The sequence below is a fragment of the Variovorax sp. GW821-FHT06D12 genome (assembly GCF_059419205.1).
In genome coordinates, this window is the sequence record NZ_JBWKRI010000002.1 from 194,232 (window position 1) to 210,605 (window position 16,374).

Here is a 16,374-nt window from a genome sequence, read left to right on the forward strand (position 1 = left end):
CTATTCCGCCTCGATGCCCTTGGAGGCGCTCGCCCACAGCTTGCGGTCCGACACGCCCTTGGTCGCCAGCACCTCCGGCGCACCCGTCCAGACCTCGTAGCCCTGCTCGCGCAGGCGGTGCGCGATGTCTTCGCGCGCCAGCATCTTCTGCGCCGCGGCATTCACGCGCGCCACCAGCGCCGGGTCCATGCGCGCCGGGCCGTACAGGCCGAACCAGCCGCCCACGTCGTAGCCGGGCACGCCCGACTCGATCATGGTCGGCACGTCGGGCAGCATGCGGTTGCGCTGGCGCGAGGTGACGGCCAGCGCGCGCAGCTTGCCCGACTGGATGAAGGGCCGCGAGGTGGCGATGATGTCGAACATCATCGGCACGGTGCCGGCCATCACATCGGCCAGCGCCGGGGCGCTGCCCTTGTAGGGCACGTGCGTGAGCTGCACGCCGCTCATCTTCTCGAGCAGCGCGCCGCTCAGGTGGTTCGACGCGCCCACGCCCGCCGAGCCGTAGAACAGCTTGCCGGGCTTGGCCTTGGCATAGGCCAGCAGCTCGCCCACGTTGCGCACCGGCAGGTCGTTGTTGACCACCAGCACGTTGGTGTAGTCGACCAGCGGCGCCAGCGGCGTGAGGTCCTTCATCGGGTCGAAGGGCATGCTGCGCTGCACGTTCGGGTTGATGGTGATGGTCGGGCTCGCGCCGAAGAACAGCATCGCGCCATCGGGCGGCGCCTTGGCCACGGCGTTGCCGCCGAGCGAACCGGCGGCGCCGGGCCGGTTGTCCACGATCACCTGCGTGCCCAGCTCCTGGCCCAGCGCGGGCGCGAGCAGGCGCGCGGCGCCGTCCACCGGCCCGCCGGCCGAATAGCCCACCACCAGCTTGATGAGCGGCGGCAGCGGCTGCTGCGCGAAGGCGCGGTGCGGCAGTGCGGCCAGCGCCGCGCCGCCCGCCAGCGCGGCCATGAGCTGGCGGCGCGAAAAGAGGTCGAGGGATTGCATGAGCGTTGTCTCCAGTTGTGTATGTCTTTGGCGGCTCACATCGCTCAGGCCGGCAAGTCCAAGACTTGCCGCGCGAGGATGTTGCGCTGGATCTCGTTCGTGCCGCCGTAGATCATGGCGGCGGTGGCGCCGATGAGCGGCGAGAGCACGTTGAAGCTCTGCCCGTCGAGCACCTGGTCGCCCGCGACCGCGCCCTGCTCTTCGCCGGCCTCGACCAGCAAGGCACCGATGCGGTGGTAGGTCTCGCTGGCCCAGATCTTCAGCAGCGACACCGACGCGGGCAGCGGCTTGCCCGCACGCACGATGTCGGCAAAGCCCGTGTAGGCGGCCGACAGGTCGAGCACGTCGAGGCGCAGCGCCGCGAAGCGCTGCGCGAACACCGGGTCGGCAAACAGGCGCCGCGCCTGCCCGAGTCGCGCCAGCTGGCCCAGCGCGTACTGCGACTGCTTGGGGCTGCCCAGGAAGATGCGCTCGAAGCCCAGCAGCGCCTTCGCGATGGTCCAGCCGCCGTGCAGCCGGCCCACGAGCTGGTCGGCCGGCACGCGCACGTTGTCGAAGAACACCTCGCAGAACTCGGGCTCGCCCGCCAGCGTGTGGATCGGCCGCACCGTGACGCCCGGCGTGCGCAGGTCGCACAGCAGGAAGCTGATGCCCTCCTGCTTGCGCGCGCCCTTGTCGGTGCGCACGAGCATGAAGATGTGGTTGGCATCCTGCGCGAGCGTGGTCCAGATCTTCTGGCCGTTGACAACGAAGTGATCGCCCTGCGCGTCGCGCCCCGCCACCGCCTCGGTGCGCAGGCCGGCCAGGTCGGAGCCGGCATTGGGCTCCGAGTAGCCCTGGCACCACACGTGCTCGCCGCTCAGGATGCGCGGCAGAAAGCGCTGCTGCTGTTCGGGCGTGCCGTGCTGGATCAGCAGCGGACCGATCATCACGATGCCCTGGTCGGGCGCGCGCGCCACACCGTGCTGCTCGAGCTCCTCGATCCACGCGATGAGCTTGTCGGCCGGCAGGCCCATGCCGCCGTGCGACTGCGGCCAGGCCGGCGCGATCCAGCCCTGCGCCGAGAGCGTGAGGTACCACTCGCGAACCTCGCTCCAGCGCGCGCGGTGCGACAGGTAGCGCAAATGCGCCGGATAGCGCTGCTGCAAAAAGCCGCGCACCATGCGGCGGAACTCGGCCTCGGGCATGGCGGACCAGTCGGTGGTGCGCGCGAGGAACTCGCCGTTCCAGGCCACGGCACCGCTCGCAGCGGCCTCGGCCTCACCGGTCAGCGCGGCATGCCGGCGCTGGTGCGCCGTGGCGTTGCCCAGCCACGCCGACAGGCACAGCACGCGCTTGTAGAACAGGCTCAGGTCGCACTCCTGCGTGTAGCCGATGGCCCCGTGCAGTTGCACCGCCGCGCGCGACGCCTGCAGCGCGGCAGCCGTGCAACGCGCGTTGACGCGGCTGGCCTCGGCTTCGAGCCGGTCAGAAGGCAAGGCGCCGTCGCTTGCCAGCGCCAGCACCTCGTTGAGCGTGGCCTGCGCCACCTCGAGGTGGATGAACATGTCGACGCTGCGGTGCTGCAGCGCCTGGAAGCTGCCGATGGGCTTGCCGAACTGCGCGCGCGTGCGCAGGTAGGCCAGGGTCTGCGCCAGCATCGCCTGCCCTGCGCCCAACAGCTCGGCCGCCTGCAGGATCTGCCCAGCCGCGAGCGCCTGGCGCAGCGCCTCCTGCGCGGCCGGCCCGCTGGCCAGCACGGCGTCGGCCGGCAGCACGACCTCCTCGAAGCGCAGGTTGGCGGCCTGGCTGCCATCGACCAGCGGCATGATCGTCTCGCTCACGCCGGCTGTGCCGCGCGGCACCCACAGCAGCACGGCGTCGTCCTCGCCGCGTGCCGACACCAGCCAGCCGCTGGCGGCGACGCCGGGCAGCACCATGAGCTTGTCGCCTTGCAGCAGCACGCCGCCCCCCTGACCCGTGCGCGCCTCGCAGCCGCAGGCCAGCGGCACGGCGCTGAGGTCGCCCGCGCTTTCCTGCCAGGCCAGCGCGGGCAGGCTGCGGCCTGCCACGAGCTCGGCCAGCAGGGCACGCGCCGCGGGCGTGTCGAGCCGCGCCAGCAGCAGCGCGCTCAGGCCCGCCACCGCCAGCAGCGGCTCGGGCGCCGCGTGTTCGCCGGCCGCGCGCAGGATTTCCGCAGCGCCATCGAGCCCCAGCGCCAGGCCGCCGGCCGCTTCGGGCGCCAGCATGCCGGGCCAGCCGAGGGCCGCGATCTCGACCCAGCCCTGGGCCTCGTCGGCCTCAGGTCGTTCGGTGCGGGCGCGGCGTCGCGCGGTGGCGCCGCTGCGGGTGAAGTAGTCGAGCGCCGCTTCGCGCACGGCCAGGAGTGAGTCGGAATCCATCGCGCTGTCTGCCTTTTCTTTTCCGTTGCAATGACGAGTCGCAGCGTGCCCGAAGACCTCGCCGGCGGGCATTCGCGATTGCGGAAGGGAGGGTTTCGCAATCACTGAGCGCCTGCGGGCGCGCGCGGGGATAGATTTGCAGCCATGACAAAGATCAAGAAATCCCTGCACACCGACCTCGGCCACAGCACGCCCGACAAGATCACCGTGCGCGGGCGCGACCTGCCCTCGGAAATCCTCGGCCACCTCAACCTGGGCGACATGGCCTTCCTGGAGCTGACGGGCCGCATCCCGACGCCGCAGGAATCCGTGACCTTCAACGCCATCGTCGTCACGCTGGTGGAGCACGGCGTCACGCCGAGCGCACTGGCCGCGCGGCTCACCTACGCCGGCGCACCCGAAGCGCTGCAGGCCGCCGTGGCCGCCGGCCTGTGCGGGCTGGGCACCGTGTTCGTGGGCAGCACCGAGGGCGCCGCGAAGATGCTGTACGAGGCCATTCCCTTCGGCGAGAAGCCCACCCGCCCGCTGGCCGACATGGCGAAGGACATCGTGGCCGACCACCGCGCGCGCAAGATCATCGTGCCGGGGCTGGGCCATCCGCTGCACAAGCCGATCGACCCGCGCACGCCGCGCCTGTTCCAGATCGCGGCCGAGAACGGCTTGTCGAGCCACTACGTCGCGCTGATGCAGGCCGTGCAGGAAGAGGCCGAGCGCGTGTCGGGCAAATCGCTGCCGATCAATGCCACGGGCGCCATCGGCGCCATTGCGGCCGAGTTCGGCTTTCCGTGGAAGATCATTCGCGGCTTCGGCGTGATGGCGCGCGCCATCGGCCTCGTGGGCCACATCCTCGAGGAGATCGACGACCCGATGGCCATCGAGATCTGGCAACGCGTCGAAAAGGAAGCGGGCGGCCCCCGCCAGGACTGAACATGATGATCGCTACCGACAACCGTTTCCCCGACATCCGCGACGCCGTGCGCGACCTGTGCGCGCAGTTTCCCAACGAGTACTTCCGCAAGGTCGACGAGGCGCGCGCCTACCCCGCCGAGTTCGTCGACGCACTCACCCAGGCCGGCTGGATGGCCGCCCTGATTCCCCAGGAATACGGCGGCTCGGGCCTGGGCCTGACCGAAGCCTCGGTGATCATGGAAGAGATCAACCGCTGCGGCGGCAACTCGGGCGCCTGCCACGGCCAGATGTACAACATGGGCACGCTGCTGCGCCACGGCAGCGAGGCGCAAAAGCGCCAGTACCTGCCGAAGATCGCCAGCGGCGAGCTGCGCCTGCAGTCGATGGGCGTGACCGAGCCGACCACCGGCACCGACACCACGAAGATCAAGACCACGGCCGTGAAGAAGGGCGATCGCTATGTGATCAACGGGCAGAAGGTGTGGATCTCGCGCATCCAGCATTCGGACCTGATGATTTTGCTGGCACGCACCACGCCGCTGGCGGACGTGAAGAAGAAGTCGGAAGGCATGTCGATCTTCATCGTCGACCTGCGCGAGGCCATCGGCAAAGGCATGACGGTGCGCCCCATCCTCAACATGGTGAACCACGAGACCAACGAGCTGTTCTTCGAGAACCTCGAGATCCCGGCGGAGAACCTCATCGGCGAGGAAGGCCAGGGCTTCAAGTACATCCTCGATGGCCTGAACGCCGAGCGCACGCTGATTGCCGCCGAGTGCATCGGCGACGGCTACTGGTTCATCGACAAGGTCACGGCCTACACGAAGGACCGCGTGGTGTTCGGCCGCCCCATCGGGCAGAACCAGGGCGTGCAGTTTCCGATTGCCGAAGCCTTCATCGAGACCGAGGCCGCCAACCTGATGCGCTACGAGGCCTGCCGCCTGTTCGACGCGCGCCAGCCCTGCGGCGCGCAGGCCAACATGGCGAAGTACCTCGCGGCCAAGGCGAGCTGGGAGGCGGCCAACGCCTGCCTGCAGTTCCACGGCGGCTTCGGCTTTGCATGCGAATACGACATCGAACGCAAGTTCCGCGAGACGCGGCTGTACCAGGTGGCGCCGATCTCGACCAACCTCATCCTAAGCTACGTCGCCGAACACATGCTCGGCCTGCCTCGTTCGTTCTGAAGGACTGCACATGAACGCCATCGACCACCCCAGCAAGGTGCTCGCGACCTTCGCGGCCGAGCTGAAGTTCGCCGATATTCCCGCGCCCGTGCTGCGCCGCACCGAAGACCTGATGCTCGACTGGCTCGGCTCGGTGCTCGCGGCCCGCACTGCACGGCCGATACGCAGCATCGAGCACTTCGCGCAGATGATGGGCCCCGCTGAAGGCCCGAGCGAAATCCTCACCTCGCGGCGCACCAGTTCGCCGCTGTTCGCGGCGCTGGTCAACGCGGCGGCCTCGCACTACGTGGAGCAGGACGACGTGCACAACGGCTCGGTGTTCCACCCCGCCGCCGTGGTCATCGCACCCGCACTCGCAGTCGCACAGAGCATCGGCGCCAGCGGCGCGCAGCTGCTGACGGCCGTGGTCGCGGGCTACGAGGTGGGCATCCGCGTCGGCGAGTTCCTGGGCCGATCGCACTACCGCACCTTCCACACCACCGCGACGGCGGGCACGCTCGCGGCGGCTGCGGCGGTGGGGCGCCTGCTCGAACTGTCGCCGCAGCAGATGCTGCATGCCTTCGGTTCGGCCGGCACGCAGTCGGCCGGCGTGTGGGAGTTCTTGCGCGACGCCGCCGATTCGAAGCAACTGCACTGCGCGCACGCGGCGGCCAGCGGATTGATGTCGGCCTACCTCGCGCAGGACGGCTTCACGGGCGCGGCGAAGATCCTCGAAGGCGCGCAGGGGCTGGGCGTGGGCATGTCGAGCGACGCCGATCCGGCCAAGCTCACCGACGGCCTGGGCACGCGCTGGACGCTGGCCGAGACCTCGTTCAAGTACCACGCCTCCTGCCGCCACACGCACCCCGCCGCCGACGCGCTGCTGCAGGTGATGGAACAGAACCAGCTCAAGCCTACAGACGTGTCCCGGGTCACGACCCACGTGCACCAGGGCGCCATCGACGTGCTGGGCCGCGTGACGGTGCCCGCCACGGTGCACCAGGGCAAGTTCTCGATGGGCACGGTGCTGGGCCTCATCGCCGTGCACGGCCGCGCGGGCCTGGGCGAGTTCGACCGCGACTTTCTCTCACCCGAGGTCTCGGCCTTCCGCGAGAAGGTGACGATGGCGCTGGACGACGAGGTCGACACCGCCTACCCCGCGCGCTGGATCGGCAAGGTCAGCGTCCACACCGCCGACGGCCGCACGCTGGCCGGCCGTGTCGACGAGCCCAAGGGCGACCCCGGCAACAGCCTGAGCCGCGCCGAGATCGAGGACAAGATGCAGCGCCTGGCGCACTACGGCGAAGGCGCGACGGCCGACGAAGCGAAGGCGCTGTGCGAACGCGTCTGGCAGCTGGCCGGCACGGCCCGCGTGGGGCGCTGGCTCGGCTGAGGCCGTTCTTTCAGGCGAACAGCCGGCCCTGCCCCGGCGAGCGCGCATCGAGCCCGGCGGTGCGCACGAGGTCCCAGAAGCCCGCGGGCGAGCTGGACACCACGGGCACCTGCAGGCGCGCCTCGACCTCGCGCACGGCATCGAGCGTGACGAGGCCGCCGCACGAGATGAGCAGGCCGTCGGCGCCGGGCTGGTCTTCGAACACCTTCAGGCACAGGTCGACCAGCACCTCGGTCGACACCTGGCCCACGGCCTGCACGTCGGAGATGGCCAGGCCTTCGAGTGCGAGCGGTTCGAAGTCGCTCTGTTCGAGGTAGGTGCGCAGCTGCGTGTTGACCTCGTCGATGTAAGCGGTGGCGACGGCCACGCGCCGCACCTTGAGGTGACGCAGGCCCGCGAGGATGGCGTCGCTCATCGTCGTGCAGGGCAGGCCCGTGGCCTGTTCCATCTCGCGCTGCAACTGGCGCGTGAAGGCAACGCCGCGGAAGAAGCTCAGCGAGGTGCCCATGAGGGAGACGGCGCTGGCGCCCTCTTCCTTGAGTTCCTGGGCCTTGCCGATGACCGAGTCGATCACCTCGGTGTAGCCGCGCGTGGAGATTTCGCCGAGGCCCAGGCCCTTGGCGCTGAAGCGGATGCGGTCGCCGTAGAGCAGCGGGCCGTCGACGGGGACGGCGCCGGCAGCGGGGGGAACGATGAGGCCGAGATGGGGCTGCTGTGTCACCTCAGTTCCCCTCCGCCACGATGCGCTGGTCCGTGATGATGCGTTTCCATCGCGTCGTTTCCTCCGCCATGTCCTTGCCCAGCTGGGCCGGCGTGGCGTAGGCGCGCAGCGTGCCTTGTGCGGCGGCGGCCGTGCCCGTCTCGGGCACGTCGAGCACGGTCTTCACGGCGGCCGAGAGCTTGTCGACCACGTCGTTGGGCGTGCCCGCCGGTGCCAGCAGGAAGATGCGCGGCGCCACGTCGAAGCCCGGCAGCGCCTCGGCCAGCGGCGCCACGCCTTCGGCACCTTCGAGCTTGGCGTTGTTCAGCAACGCCAGCGCGCGCAGCTTGCCGGCCTTCGACTGCGCCATGGCGGCGGTGGCGCTCACCACGCCCAGCGGCACCTGGCCGCCGACCACGTCGGGCACGATCTGCGCCGCGCCGCGGTAAGGCACATGCACCACGAACGCGCCGGTGGATTGCTTGAGCATCTCGAAGCCCAGGTGCTGCACGGTGCCCACGCCCGACGACGCGTAGGAGTAACGGCCCGGATGCGCCTTGAGTTCCTTGACGAGTTCGGCGGGCGTCTTGGCGGGAAAGTCGTTGCCCGCGACGATCATCAGCGGCGACACGAAGGCACCGGCCACGGGCTTGAAGCTGGTCAGCGGATCGATCGCGATCTTCGGCTGCAGCAGCTTGGCGATGAGCAAGGCGCTGTCGCCCATCATCAGCGTGTAGCCGTCGGGCGGCGCCTTGGCGACGAGGTCGGCCGCGATGAGGCCAGTGGCGCCGGTGCGGTTTTCGACCAGCACCTGCTGGCCCAGCACGGCGGGCAGGCGCGCGCTGAGCATGCGCGCGACCGCGTCGACACCGCCGCCGGCCGAGTAGCCGACGACGATGCGGATGGGCTTGTCGGGAAACTTCTGCGCCCACGCGGCGGGTGCGGCGGCCAGCAGGCCGGCCAGGGCCAGGGCGGCCTGCAGGGCATGCCGGCGCGATGGCCGCATGGCATCTGTTCTTCTGTCGTTCATCTTGTCTCCGTGGTGGTCGGGATGCGCCGGCCGTCTGCGCGGCCTGGTCGTGGTCGGAAGTGTCGTCGGGTGGCGCTCAGGCCTTGCCTTTCCCGTGCGAGGTCGGCAGCTTCGCGAGCTCGCGCACGCGCTCGGCATTGGGCGTGAAGCCCAGGCCCGGCGCTTCGGGCAGCGTGAGCCAGCCCTGGTCGGGCACGGGCAGGTCGTCGAAGATCTGCTTGAGCATCTGCACCGCGACGTAGTGGTACTCGACCAGCCCGCCGTTGGACACGCCCGCGTGCAGGTGCATGTTGTGGAAGGGCCAGGCGCCGCCGTTGTCGATGGGCACGTTGAAGGCGGCGGCCATGCCCGCGATCTTCAGGCACTGCGAGTAGCCGCCCGAGATGGTCACGTTGGGCTGCAGCACATCGGCCGCCTGGTTCACCAACAGGTCGCGAAAGCGGAAGGCCAGGCCCTCGTTCTGCCCGCAGGCCAGCGGAATGCGCGTGCGTGCGCGCAGCTGGGCCATCTGGCGCACGTCGTTCTGCGTGAGCGGCTCCTCGAAGAAGCTGATGCCGTAGGGCTCGATGCGGTGCGCGAGCTCGGTGGCGTGGAACAGGTCGAGGCCGCAGTTGGCATCGACGTACAGCTTGACGTCGGGGCCCACGGCCTCGCGCACGGCGGCCACGCGGCGCACGTCTTCGGCGATGACCTCGTCGAGCGGGCGCGGCTCGTCGCGGCGCGCGAGCGCGTGGTTGCCCACGGTCATCTTCAGGCGCTGGAAGCCTTGCGACACCCACAGCTTGGCGGCGGCGGCGAGTTGGTCGCGCTCGAAGAAGCCGAAGCCGAAGGTGGCGTACACCGGCACCTTGGCGCGCGCGCCGCCGAACAGGCGCCACAGCGGCTGGCCCAATGCCTTGCCCTTCAGGTCCCACAGCGCGATGTCGAGCGCGGCGATGGTGTGGCTCGCGTAGCCGGTCTGGCCGCGCGGCGAGAGCAGCCAGTAGAGCTTCTCCCACAGGCGCTCGGTGGCCATCGGGTCTTCGCCGATCAGCGCGGGGCCGGCCACTTCGCGCACGGCGGCGGCAATGATTTCTTCTTCGGTGATGGCCGTCATGCCGTGGCCGACGAGGCCGGTGTCGGTCTCGATCTCGGTGAGGCACAGCGACAGCGAGGTCTGCTTGTTCAGGCCGACCACGTCGATGGTCACGGGAATGTTCAGCGGCGTGGCGCTGACGCGGATGATCTTCAAGGGTGTCTCCTTTGGTGTGCCCGCATCTTTGCGCGAGGGCCGCAGGAGAACAATTCGTTTTTGGCGAGTTCGAGCCTTCGCGCGGCGCGAAGGCTCGTTGCCCGATGGCCTCAGCTCAGTCGGGGCGGCCGAGGTGTTCGAGCACCGAGCGCGCGGCGGCCGTGAGCTCCTGCTGGCGGCGCACGCACAGCAGGTGGCGGCGCAGCGCCCAGGGCGCATCGAGCTTGAGGCAGCGCAGCTTGAGAATCTGCAGCTGCGGCAGGATGGCCGCATAGGGCAGCACGCCGATGCCCACGCCCTGCTCCACCATGCGGCAGACCATGTCGAAGCTGCCCACCTGCATGCGCACCTTGAGCGGCACCTGGGCCTCGAGCGCGGCGGCCAGCAGCACGCGGTGCAGCGCCGTGCCTTCGCGCACCACGATATGGTCGTGGCGCAGCACCTCTTGCACATCGATGCGCTTGCGGCGCGCCAGCGGGTGGTCGCGCGCGACCACCACGGCCAGCTCGTCGGTGCGGTAGGGCAGGCATTCGAGGCCGTCGGCCGGCGTCTGGCCCTCGATCACGCCGATGTCGGCCAGGCCGGCCTGCACGGCCTTCACCACCTCGGTGCTGGCGCGCTCCTGCAGGTCGATCTTGAGCACCGGGTGCAGGCGCAGGAACGAACCGATCTGCGCCGGCAAGAACTGCGCGATGGTCGAGGCGTTGGCCGTGATGCTCACCACGCCCGCCACGCCGTTCTGGAAATCGTCGAGCTCGGCGCCGAGCCGGTCCATGGCCGAGAGCACGGCGCGCGCATGCAGCAGCAGGCCGTGGCCGGCCGAGGTGAGCGTGACGCCGCGCGCATGGCGCACCAGCAACGGCAACCGCGCGCGGGCCTCGAGATCGGAGATGCGCTTGCTCGCGGCCGCGAGCGCGATGTGGCAGCGCTTGGCGCCTTCGCTGATGCTGCCGTGGTCGGACACGGCCACGAACAGGCGCAGCGATTTCAGGTCGGCGGACATGGCCCGTCGCGCCTCAGGCCAGGGTGAGGTGATCGAACAGCTCGCGCGCGGAGGCCGGCAGCTGCTCGCGGTTGCGCGCGATGAGCTTGAGCTCGCGCTCGGCCCAGGCATCGCTGAGCGCCACGGTCGAGATGCGCATGGCCATCGACAGCCGGTGCGCCGACGACGAGGGCAGCACGCCGACGCCCACGCCCGCTTCGATCATCAGGCAGATGGCTTCGAAGCTGCTGACCTGGATGCGCGGGTTGAAGCCACGCCCCGCAAGTTCGGCGCGGCGCTGCAGAAAGCGGTGGATCGCGCTGCCGTGGTGCAGGCCCACGTGCTGCTCATCGAGCGTGTCGGCAAAGGCCACCGACGACGCGCCCGCCAGCGGGTGTGTGGGCGGCACCACCAGCACGAGCTGGTTGCGCCCGAACGGGCGCGCATCGAATTCGCCGGTGTGCACGTCGCCCGCGAGGATGCCGATGTCGGCCTCGCCGTCGGCCACGGCGCGCACGATTTCTTCGCTCAGGTACTCGCGCAGATCGACCTGCACGGCCGGGTGCTGCGTGAGAAAGCCCGCGAGCTTCTGCGGCAGGTACTCGGTGATCGAGGTGGTGTTGGCGAACACGCGCACATGGCCCTTGATGCCCTTGCCGAAGTCCTGCATGTCGCAGCGCAGGTGCTCCATCTGCTGCATCACGCGCTTGGCGTGGTACAGCACGGCCTGCCCTGCCGCCGTGAGGCTCACGCCCTGCGCACTGCGGTGCAGCAGCTTGCCGCCCACCGCCTCTTCCATCTGCTTGATGCGCGTGGACGCGGCGGCCAGCGAGATGCAGGCCTTCTCGGCGCCGCGCGTGAGGCTGCGCGCGTCCGCCACGTAGACGAACAGTTTCAGGTCGAACAGGTCGAAGTGCAGGTTCACCGGGCGGGCACGAAGGAAGCGGGAGGAACGCGCATTGTCCGGCGAACGGCGTCGCCTGCAGCCGCTTGCGGGTTTGTCCTCAGAAGGTGTGAATGAATCCGGACATGGCGGGTCCGTTCACACCTTCTCAGACCGGGTCCCAGCTGAACACGTCGGCCGAGCGGTCCAGCGGGAAGAAACTGGCGCGCATCGCAGGCATGGCGTGCTCGGCGATGCTCTCGGGCGTCCAGCCTTCCGAGCGGTGGATGGAGCGCACGGGGCGCGGCTGGCTGATGAGCGAAATCTCGTTGTTACGCACCGAGAAGATCTGCCCGTTCACGGCCGCCGCCGCATCGCTCGCCAGGTACACCGCGAGCGGAGCCACCTTGGCCGGCGTCATCTGCTTGATCTTGTCGACGCGGGCGCGCTGCTCGTCGGTGTCGGTGGGAATGGCGCCGATCATGCGGCTCCAGGCGAAGGGCGCGATGCAGTTGGAGCGCACGTTGAACTTGAGCATGTCCAGCGCGATGGACTTCGACAGCGCCGCGATGCCGAGCTTGGCCGCCGCGTAGTTGGCCTGGCCGAAGTTGCCGATCAGGCCCGAGGTGGAGGTCATGTGCACCAGCGCGCCCGCGTTCTGTTCCTTGAAGTGCGTCGCAGCCGCGCGGCTCACGAAGTAGGCGCCGTACAGGTGCACCTTGATCACCGCGTCCCACTCGTCGACCGACATCTTGTGGAAGAACCGGTCGCGCAGGATGCCCGCGTTGTTCACCACCGCATCGATGCGCCCGAAGCTGTCGACCGCGCATTCCACGATGCGCCCCGCGCTCGCGGCATCGGCCACGCTGTCGGTGTTGGGCACGGCCTGCCCACCCGCCGCACGGATCTCCTCGACCACCTGCTGCGCCGGCCCGGCACTGCCGCCCGCGCCGTCGAGCCCCGCACCGATGTCGTTGACCACCACCTTCGCGCCATGCCGCGCCATCGCGAGCGCAATGTCGCGCCCGATGCCGCCGCCCGCGCCGGTGACGACGACCACTTTGCCTTCAACCATGTGTCTTGCCTCTGCTTCGGATGTTCGTTCGCCCGCAGTTCGCGGGGGAATTTCAGAATGCCACAGGGGGCGGCCTGCGAGTTCAGGAATTCCGAAGAGGGGCTTAAGCCGCGGCTGCGCGCGACAGCCCGCAGATGGCCGTTACTGCCGCGCCGTACGGATATTCGCCGGCAGCGCCTGCGGCCAGCTCGTGCGGAACGGGTTGATGTCCAGCCCGCCGCGCCGCGTGTAGCGCGCATACACCGCGAGCTTGGTCGGCTGGCACTGTCGCCAGATGTCCGTGAACATGCGTTCGGCGCAGGGTTCGTGGAATTCGTTGTGGTTGCGAAAGCTCACGATGTACGCCAACAGGCCGGCCTGGTCGATGGGCGGGCCGCTGTAGCGGATCTGCACGCTGCCCCAGTCGGGCTGGCCGGTGACGAGGCAGTTGCTCTTCAGCAGCCGGCTGGTGAGGGTTTCGTTCACGTGCACCTGCGTCGTGTCGCTGCTCAGCAGCTCGGGCGCGGGCTGGTAGTGGGTGCATTCGATGTCGAGGCGGTCGAGGTCCAGGCCGTCGATCTCGTGCACCGGTTCGCGGTCGAACAGGTCGGGCGTGAGCAGCTTCACGCCGATGCCGGCCGACTGGTCGCTGCCGCGCCATGCGGCTTCGGAAAGGTCGGTGCGCAGGTGCTCGCGCACGGCATCGATGCTGGCGAAGGTGCTGTTGTTGAAGCTGTTGAGGTACAGCTTGAACGACTTGCTCTCGATGATGTTGGGCGTTTCGCAGGGAATGGTGAAGTGCGCGATGGCCACCTGCGGCTTGCCGCGCGGGTTCAGCCAGCTCAGCTCGAAGGCGGTCCAGAGGTCGGCGCCGAAGAAGGGCAAGGCGCCGGCCTGGATGCCCATGGCTTCGCGCTGCGTGGCGCGTGCGATGGGGAACAGCAGGCTCGGGTCGTACTTGTCGGCGTAGGCCGAGGCGCGGCCGAGCTGCGACTGTTCGGGGGTGTTGGGGTTGGTCGGGTCGTGGCTCATGGGGCGGTTCCGGCATCCGCCGCGTGTGCGAACGGAGCGATGTGGTGGGCGAGGATCGTGCAGACCTCGGGCGGCAGGTCGTGGCCCATGCCGGGCACGGCGATGAAGGTCGCACCCGGAATGCGCTGCGCCGAGTCCCGGCCGCAGGCGATGGGCACGAGCGCGTCGGCGTCGCCGTGCAGCACCAGCGTCGGACGCTGGATGCGCGCCAGCACCTGCGGGCGGTCGTCGTCGGCGCCGATGGCGAGCATCTGGCGCATCAGGCCGGCCGGGTGGTAGGCGCGGCGCATGCTGAAGGTGAGGCGCGTGGCCAGTTGCTCGTCGGTCTGCGGGTAGGCCGGGCTCTGGATGAGCCGCAGCAGCTTGATGCTGTGCGCGACCAGCGCGGCCTCGTCGTGGCTGCGCGGGCGCCGCATGAGCATGGCCCCGACCTCGCGGCGCGGGCCCGGCAGGCCGCGCGCGCCGCTGGAGCTCATGATGCTCACGAGGCTGGCGGTGCGCTGGGGCGCGGTGGCGGCGATGCGCTGCGCGATCATGCCGCCCATCGAGGCGCCGACGATGTGGGCGCGGGCAATGCCCAGCGCATCGAGCACGCCGAGCGAATCGAGCGCCATGTCTTGCAGCGTGTAGGCGCTGCGCACCTTCAGGCCGATGCGGTGGCGAATGGTTTCCCACACGAGGTTGCCGGTGCCGAGGTGGTCGAAGCCCTGGCTCAGGCCGATGTCGCGGTTGTCGTGGCGCACCACGCGAAAGCCCGCATCGACCAGCTGCTGCACGAAGCCGTCGGGCCACGCAACCAGCTGCATGCCCAGCCCCATGATCAGCAGGATGACGGGGCGCCCTTCGCCGCCGGTGTCGTCGACTTCGATCTGCAGGCCGTTGGCGGTGACTTTCATCGGTTCCTTGTTTTTCTTTTGCTACTTGAACTCGCGCTCGCGCAGCCACTTGGTGGCGACCCATTTCTCGCCCGCGAGCACCGGCGCGCCGCCGTGCAGCGTGCGGGTGGCGGGGTCGGGCCGGTCGTAGCTGAAGAACACGCCGGTGCCGCGCACCGGAGCCACTTCGAGCCCGATGTCGGGGAAGGTGGTGGCGCCGCCCTGCTCGGGCTCCTGCAGGTACATCACGAGCGTGGCCACGCGCTGGCCGCCGCGCTTGAGGATGGTGGGCGTGCCGGGCTCGTGCGGGTCGAAGTAGTCGTAGTGCGGGCGGTACTGCGCGCCGGGCGCGTAGCGCAGGATCTGCAGGCCCTCGCCGTACTCGAGCGGCCAGCGCAGCAGCATGGCCAGGCGCTGTTCGAGGCGCGCGACGATCTCGTTCTCGCCGCGCTCGAAGAACATGCCGTCGCTGGTGCGGTCGACGTTGAGCACCTCGCCGCCGGTGCGGGTCTCGACGGTGAGCGAGCGCGCCAGCCGCACGCGCGCGGCGGCGATCAGGCCTTCGCATTCCTCGACCGACAGCAGGTTGCCGAACACCACGACGCGCGGATGCCGCACGGTCTGCAGCACCTGCACGCGGCGGTCGCCGGCCTCGATGTACAGCGGCGCACCGTCCAGGTCGGGGCCGGGCATCTCGGTGCGCGCCGGCGCCAGGGCCGCCTCCACATCAGGAAACCCGGCCTCCAGCTGGGCCAGTGCGAGGTCGGTGGCGGCATCCTGCCAGCCGGCCGCCCGCATCGACATGCGCAACGCGGGCACCGAATGGCCGGCCGCGAGCTGGGCCACCAGCCATTCGCGCAATTCCGGACTGATCGCTTGGGACATCAGACTTTCCTTCTGAACACCAGCCTTTCGGCTGTCGATACCTGGGCGTCGAAACCATAACCCTCGAGATCGAATTTTTCCAGCGCCTTGGGCGTGGCCGCCTGGTGCAGCACGGCCCAGCGCGCCAGCAGGCCGCGGGCGCGCTTGGCGAAGAAGCTCACGATCTTGTACTTGTCGCCCTTCCACTCCTGGAACACGCATTCGACCACGCGCGCCTTGAGCACCTTCTGGTCGACCGACTTGAAGTACTCCTGCGAGGCCACGTTGACGACGACCGGCGTGCGGTCGGCCGCCAGGCGCTCGTTCAGGTGCTCGGCGATGCGCGAGCCCCAGAAGGCGTACAGGTCCTTGCCGTGGCGGTTGGCCAGCGCGGTGCCCATTTCGAGCCGGTAGGGCTGCAGGCGGTCCAGCGGGCGCAGCAGGCCGTACAGGCCGCTGAGGATGCCCACATGGTCCTGCGCCCAGGCGAGCTGGGCGGGCGTGAGGCTGCGGACGTTGAAGCCGCCGTAGACGTCGCCGTCGAAGGCGAAGGCGGCCTGGCGGGCGTTCTTGTCGGTGCTCTTGGACGACCAGGCGGCGTAGCGGGCCACGTTGAGGGCCGAGAGCTTGTCCGACAGGTGCATCAGCTCGGCGATGTCCTGGGGCGACTTCTCGCGCAAGAGCTTGATGAGTTCGACCGAGGGGCCGCGCGGGGCTTCGAAATGAGGCTGGGTGGCGGGGGTTTCGGAGGGGACGGGGGTGTCGTAGTCGAGCGACTTCGCGGGGGAAAGCAGGAACAGCATCAGCTGATTATGTGGGGCTGGGGTTTCCCCGAGCCGCCCCGGTAAAATCCCGGGCAATCCCACCCTGTCACCAACGGCACCCGA

General features: G+C 69.5%; 15 protein-coding genes. 3 read left to right on the plus strand and 12 right to left on the minus strand.

Annotation, left to right across the window (positions count from 1 at the left end):
• The gene (locus AC07SQ_RS07330; RefSeq protein WP_489057872.1) at nt 1-990 is read right to left on the minus strand and encodes a Bug family tripartite tricarboxylate transporter substrate binding protein; all 990 of its coding nucleotides are present in this window, start codon (nt 988-990) and stop codon (nt 1-3) included.
• A gap of 44 nt (nt 991-1,034) precedes the next feature.
• Nucleotides 1,035-3,371 (minus strand): acyl-CoA dehydrogenase family protein, encoded by a 2,337-nt coding sequence (locus AC07SQ_RS07335; RefSeq protein WP_495273527.1) that lies wholly within the window; start codon nt 3,369-3,371, stop codon nt 1,035-1,037.
• Nucleotides 3,372-3,515: 144 nt separating this feature from the next.
• Between AC07SQ_RS07335 and AC07SQ_RS07340 the strand changes: the two genes are divergently transcribed.
• From AC07SQ_RS07340 to AC07SQ_RS07350, 3 genes are read left to right on the plus strand one after another with little or no spacing between them, the layout of a single operon-like run.
• Nucleotides 3,516-4,298, plus strand: a complete 783-nt coding sequence (locus AC07SQ_RS07340) for a citryl-CoA lyase (RefSeq protein WP_159275562.1) — start codon at nt 3,516-3,518, stop codon at nt 4,296-4,298.
• Nucleotides 4,299-4,300: 2 nt separating this feature from the next.
• A complete protein-coding gene (locus AC07SQ_RS07345; protein ID WP_495273528.1) occupies nt 4,301-5,464 on the plus strand; it encodes an acyl-CoA dehydrogenase family protein in 1,164 nt (387 codons plus the stop codon).
• Between the two features lie 10 nt (nt 5,465-5,474).
• Complete coding sequence (locus AC07SQ_RS07350; protein ID WP_495273529.1) at nt 5,475-6,836, plus strand: MmgE/PrpD family protein; 1,362 nt, start codon at nt 5,475-5,477, stop codon at nt 6,834-6,836.
• Between the two features lie 10 nt (nt 6,837-6,846).
• Here AC07SQ_RS07350 and AC07SQ_RS07355 read toward each other — a convergent pair whose 3' ends face one another.
• The 10 genes from AC07SQ_RS07355 to yaaA form a co-directional block, all read right to left on the minus strand.
• Nucleotides 6,847-7,557: an arylmalonate decarboxylase gene (locus AC07SQ_RS07355; protein WP_495273530.1), complete on the minus strand. Its 711-nt coding sequence runs from the start codon at nt 7,555-7,557 to the stop codon at nt 6,847-6,849.
• A gap of 1 nt (nt 7,558) precedes the next feature.
• Nucleotides 7,559-8,542, minus strand: coding sequence for a Bug family tripartite tricarboxylate transporter substrate binding protein (locus tag AC07SQ_RS07360; protein WP_495313003.1), 984 nt, complete (start codon nt 8,540-8,542; stop codon nt 7,559-7,561).
• A 100-nt stretch (nt 8,543-8,642) separates the two neighbouring features.
• Nucleotides 8,643-9,797 carry a mandelate racemase/muconate lactonizing enzyme family protein gene (locus tag AC07SQ_RS07365; RefSeq protein ID WP_495273532.1) on the minus strand — a complete coding sequence of 385 codons (1,155 nt, stop codon included), beginning with the start codon at nt 9,795-9,797 and terminating at the stop codon, nt 8,643-8,645.
• A gap of 115 nt (nt 9,798-9,912) precedes the next feature.
• Nucleotides 9,913-10,800, minus strand: a complete 888-nt coding sequence (locus AC07SQ_RS07370) for a LysR family transcriptional regulator (RefSeq protein ID WP_056572254.1) — start codon at nt 10,798-10,800, stop codon at nt 9,913-9,915.
• Nucleotides 10,801-10,813: 13 nt separating this feature from the next.
• Nucleotides 10,814-11,704, minus strand: a complete 891-nt coding sequence (locus AC07SQ_RS07375; protein WP_095746534.1) for a LysR family transcriptional regulator — start codon at nt 11,702-11,704, stop codon at nt 10,814-10,816.
• A 127-nt stretch (nt 11,705-11,831) separates the two neighbouring features.
• Nucleotides 11,832-12,737, minus strand: a complete 906-nt coding sequence (locus tag AC07SQ_RS07380) for an SDR family NAD(P)-dependent oxidoreductase (RefSeq protein WP_495273533.1) — start codon at nt 12,735-12,737, stop codon at nt 11,832-11,834.
• 141 nt (nt 12,738-12,878) lie between these two features.
• On the minus strand, nt 12,879-13,748 hold the full coding sequence (gene queF / locus AC07SQ_RS07385) for an NADPH-dependent 7-cyano-7-deazaguanine reductase QueF (RefSeq protein ID WP_495273534.1): 870 nt from the start codon (nt 13,746-13,748) through the stop codon (nt 12,879-12,881).
• Entirely contained in the window at nt 13,745-14,644 is a 900-nt protein-coding gene (locus AC07SQ_RS07390; protein ID WP_495261099.1) for an alpha/beta fold hydrolase, read from the minus strand. Before AC07SQ_RS07390 ends, queF begins: the two co-directional genes overlap by 4 nt.
• A gap of 21 nt (nt 14,645-14,665) precedes the next feature.
• A complete protein-coding gene (locus tag AC07SQ_RS07395) occupies nt 14,666-15,508 on the minus strand; it encodes a 2OG-Fe(II) oxygenase (RefSeq protein ID WP_062479797.1) in 843 nt (280 codons plus the stop codon).
• Complete coding sequence (gene yaaA / locus AC07SQ_RS07400; RefSeq protein WP_495273535.1) at nt 15,508-16,290, minus strand: peroxide stress protein YaaA; 783 nt, start codon at nt 16,288-16,290, stop codon at nt 15,508-15,510. The genes AC07SQ_RS07395 and yaaA overlap by 1 nt, the downstream gene beginning before the upstream one ends.
• Between the last annotated feature and the right edge of the window lie 84 nt (nt 16,291-16,374).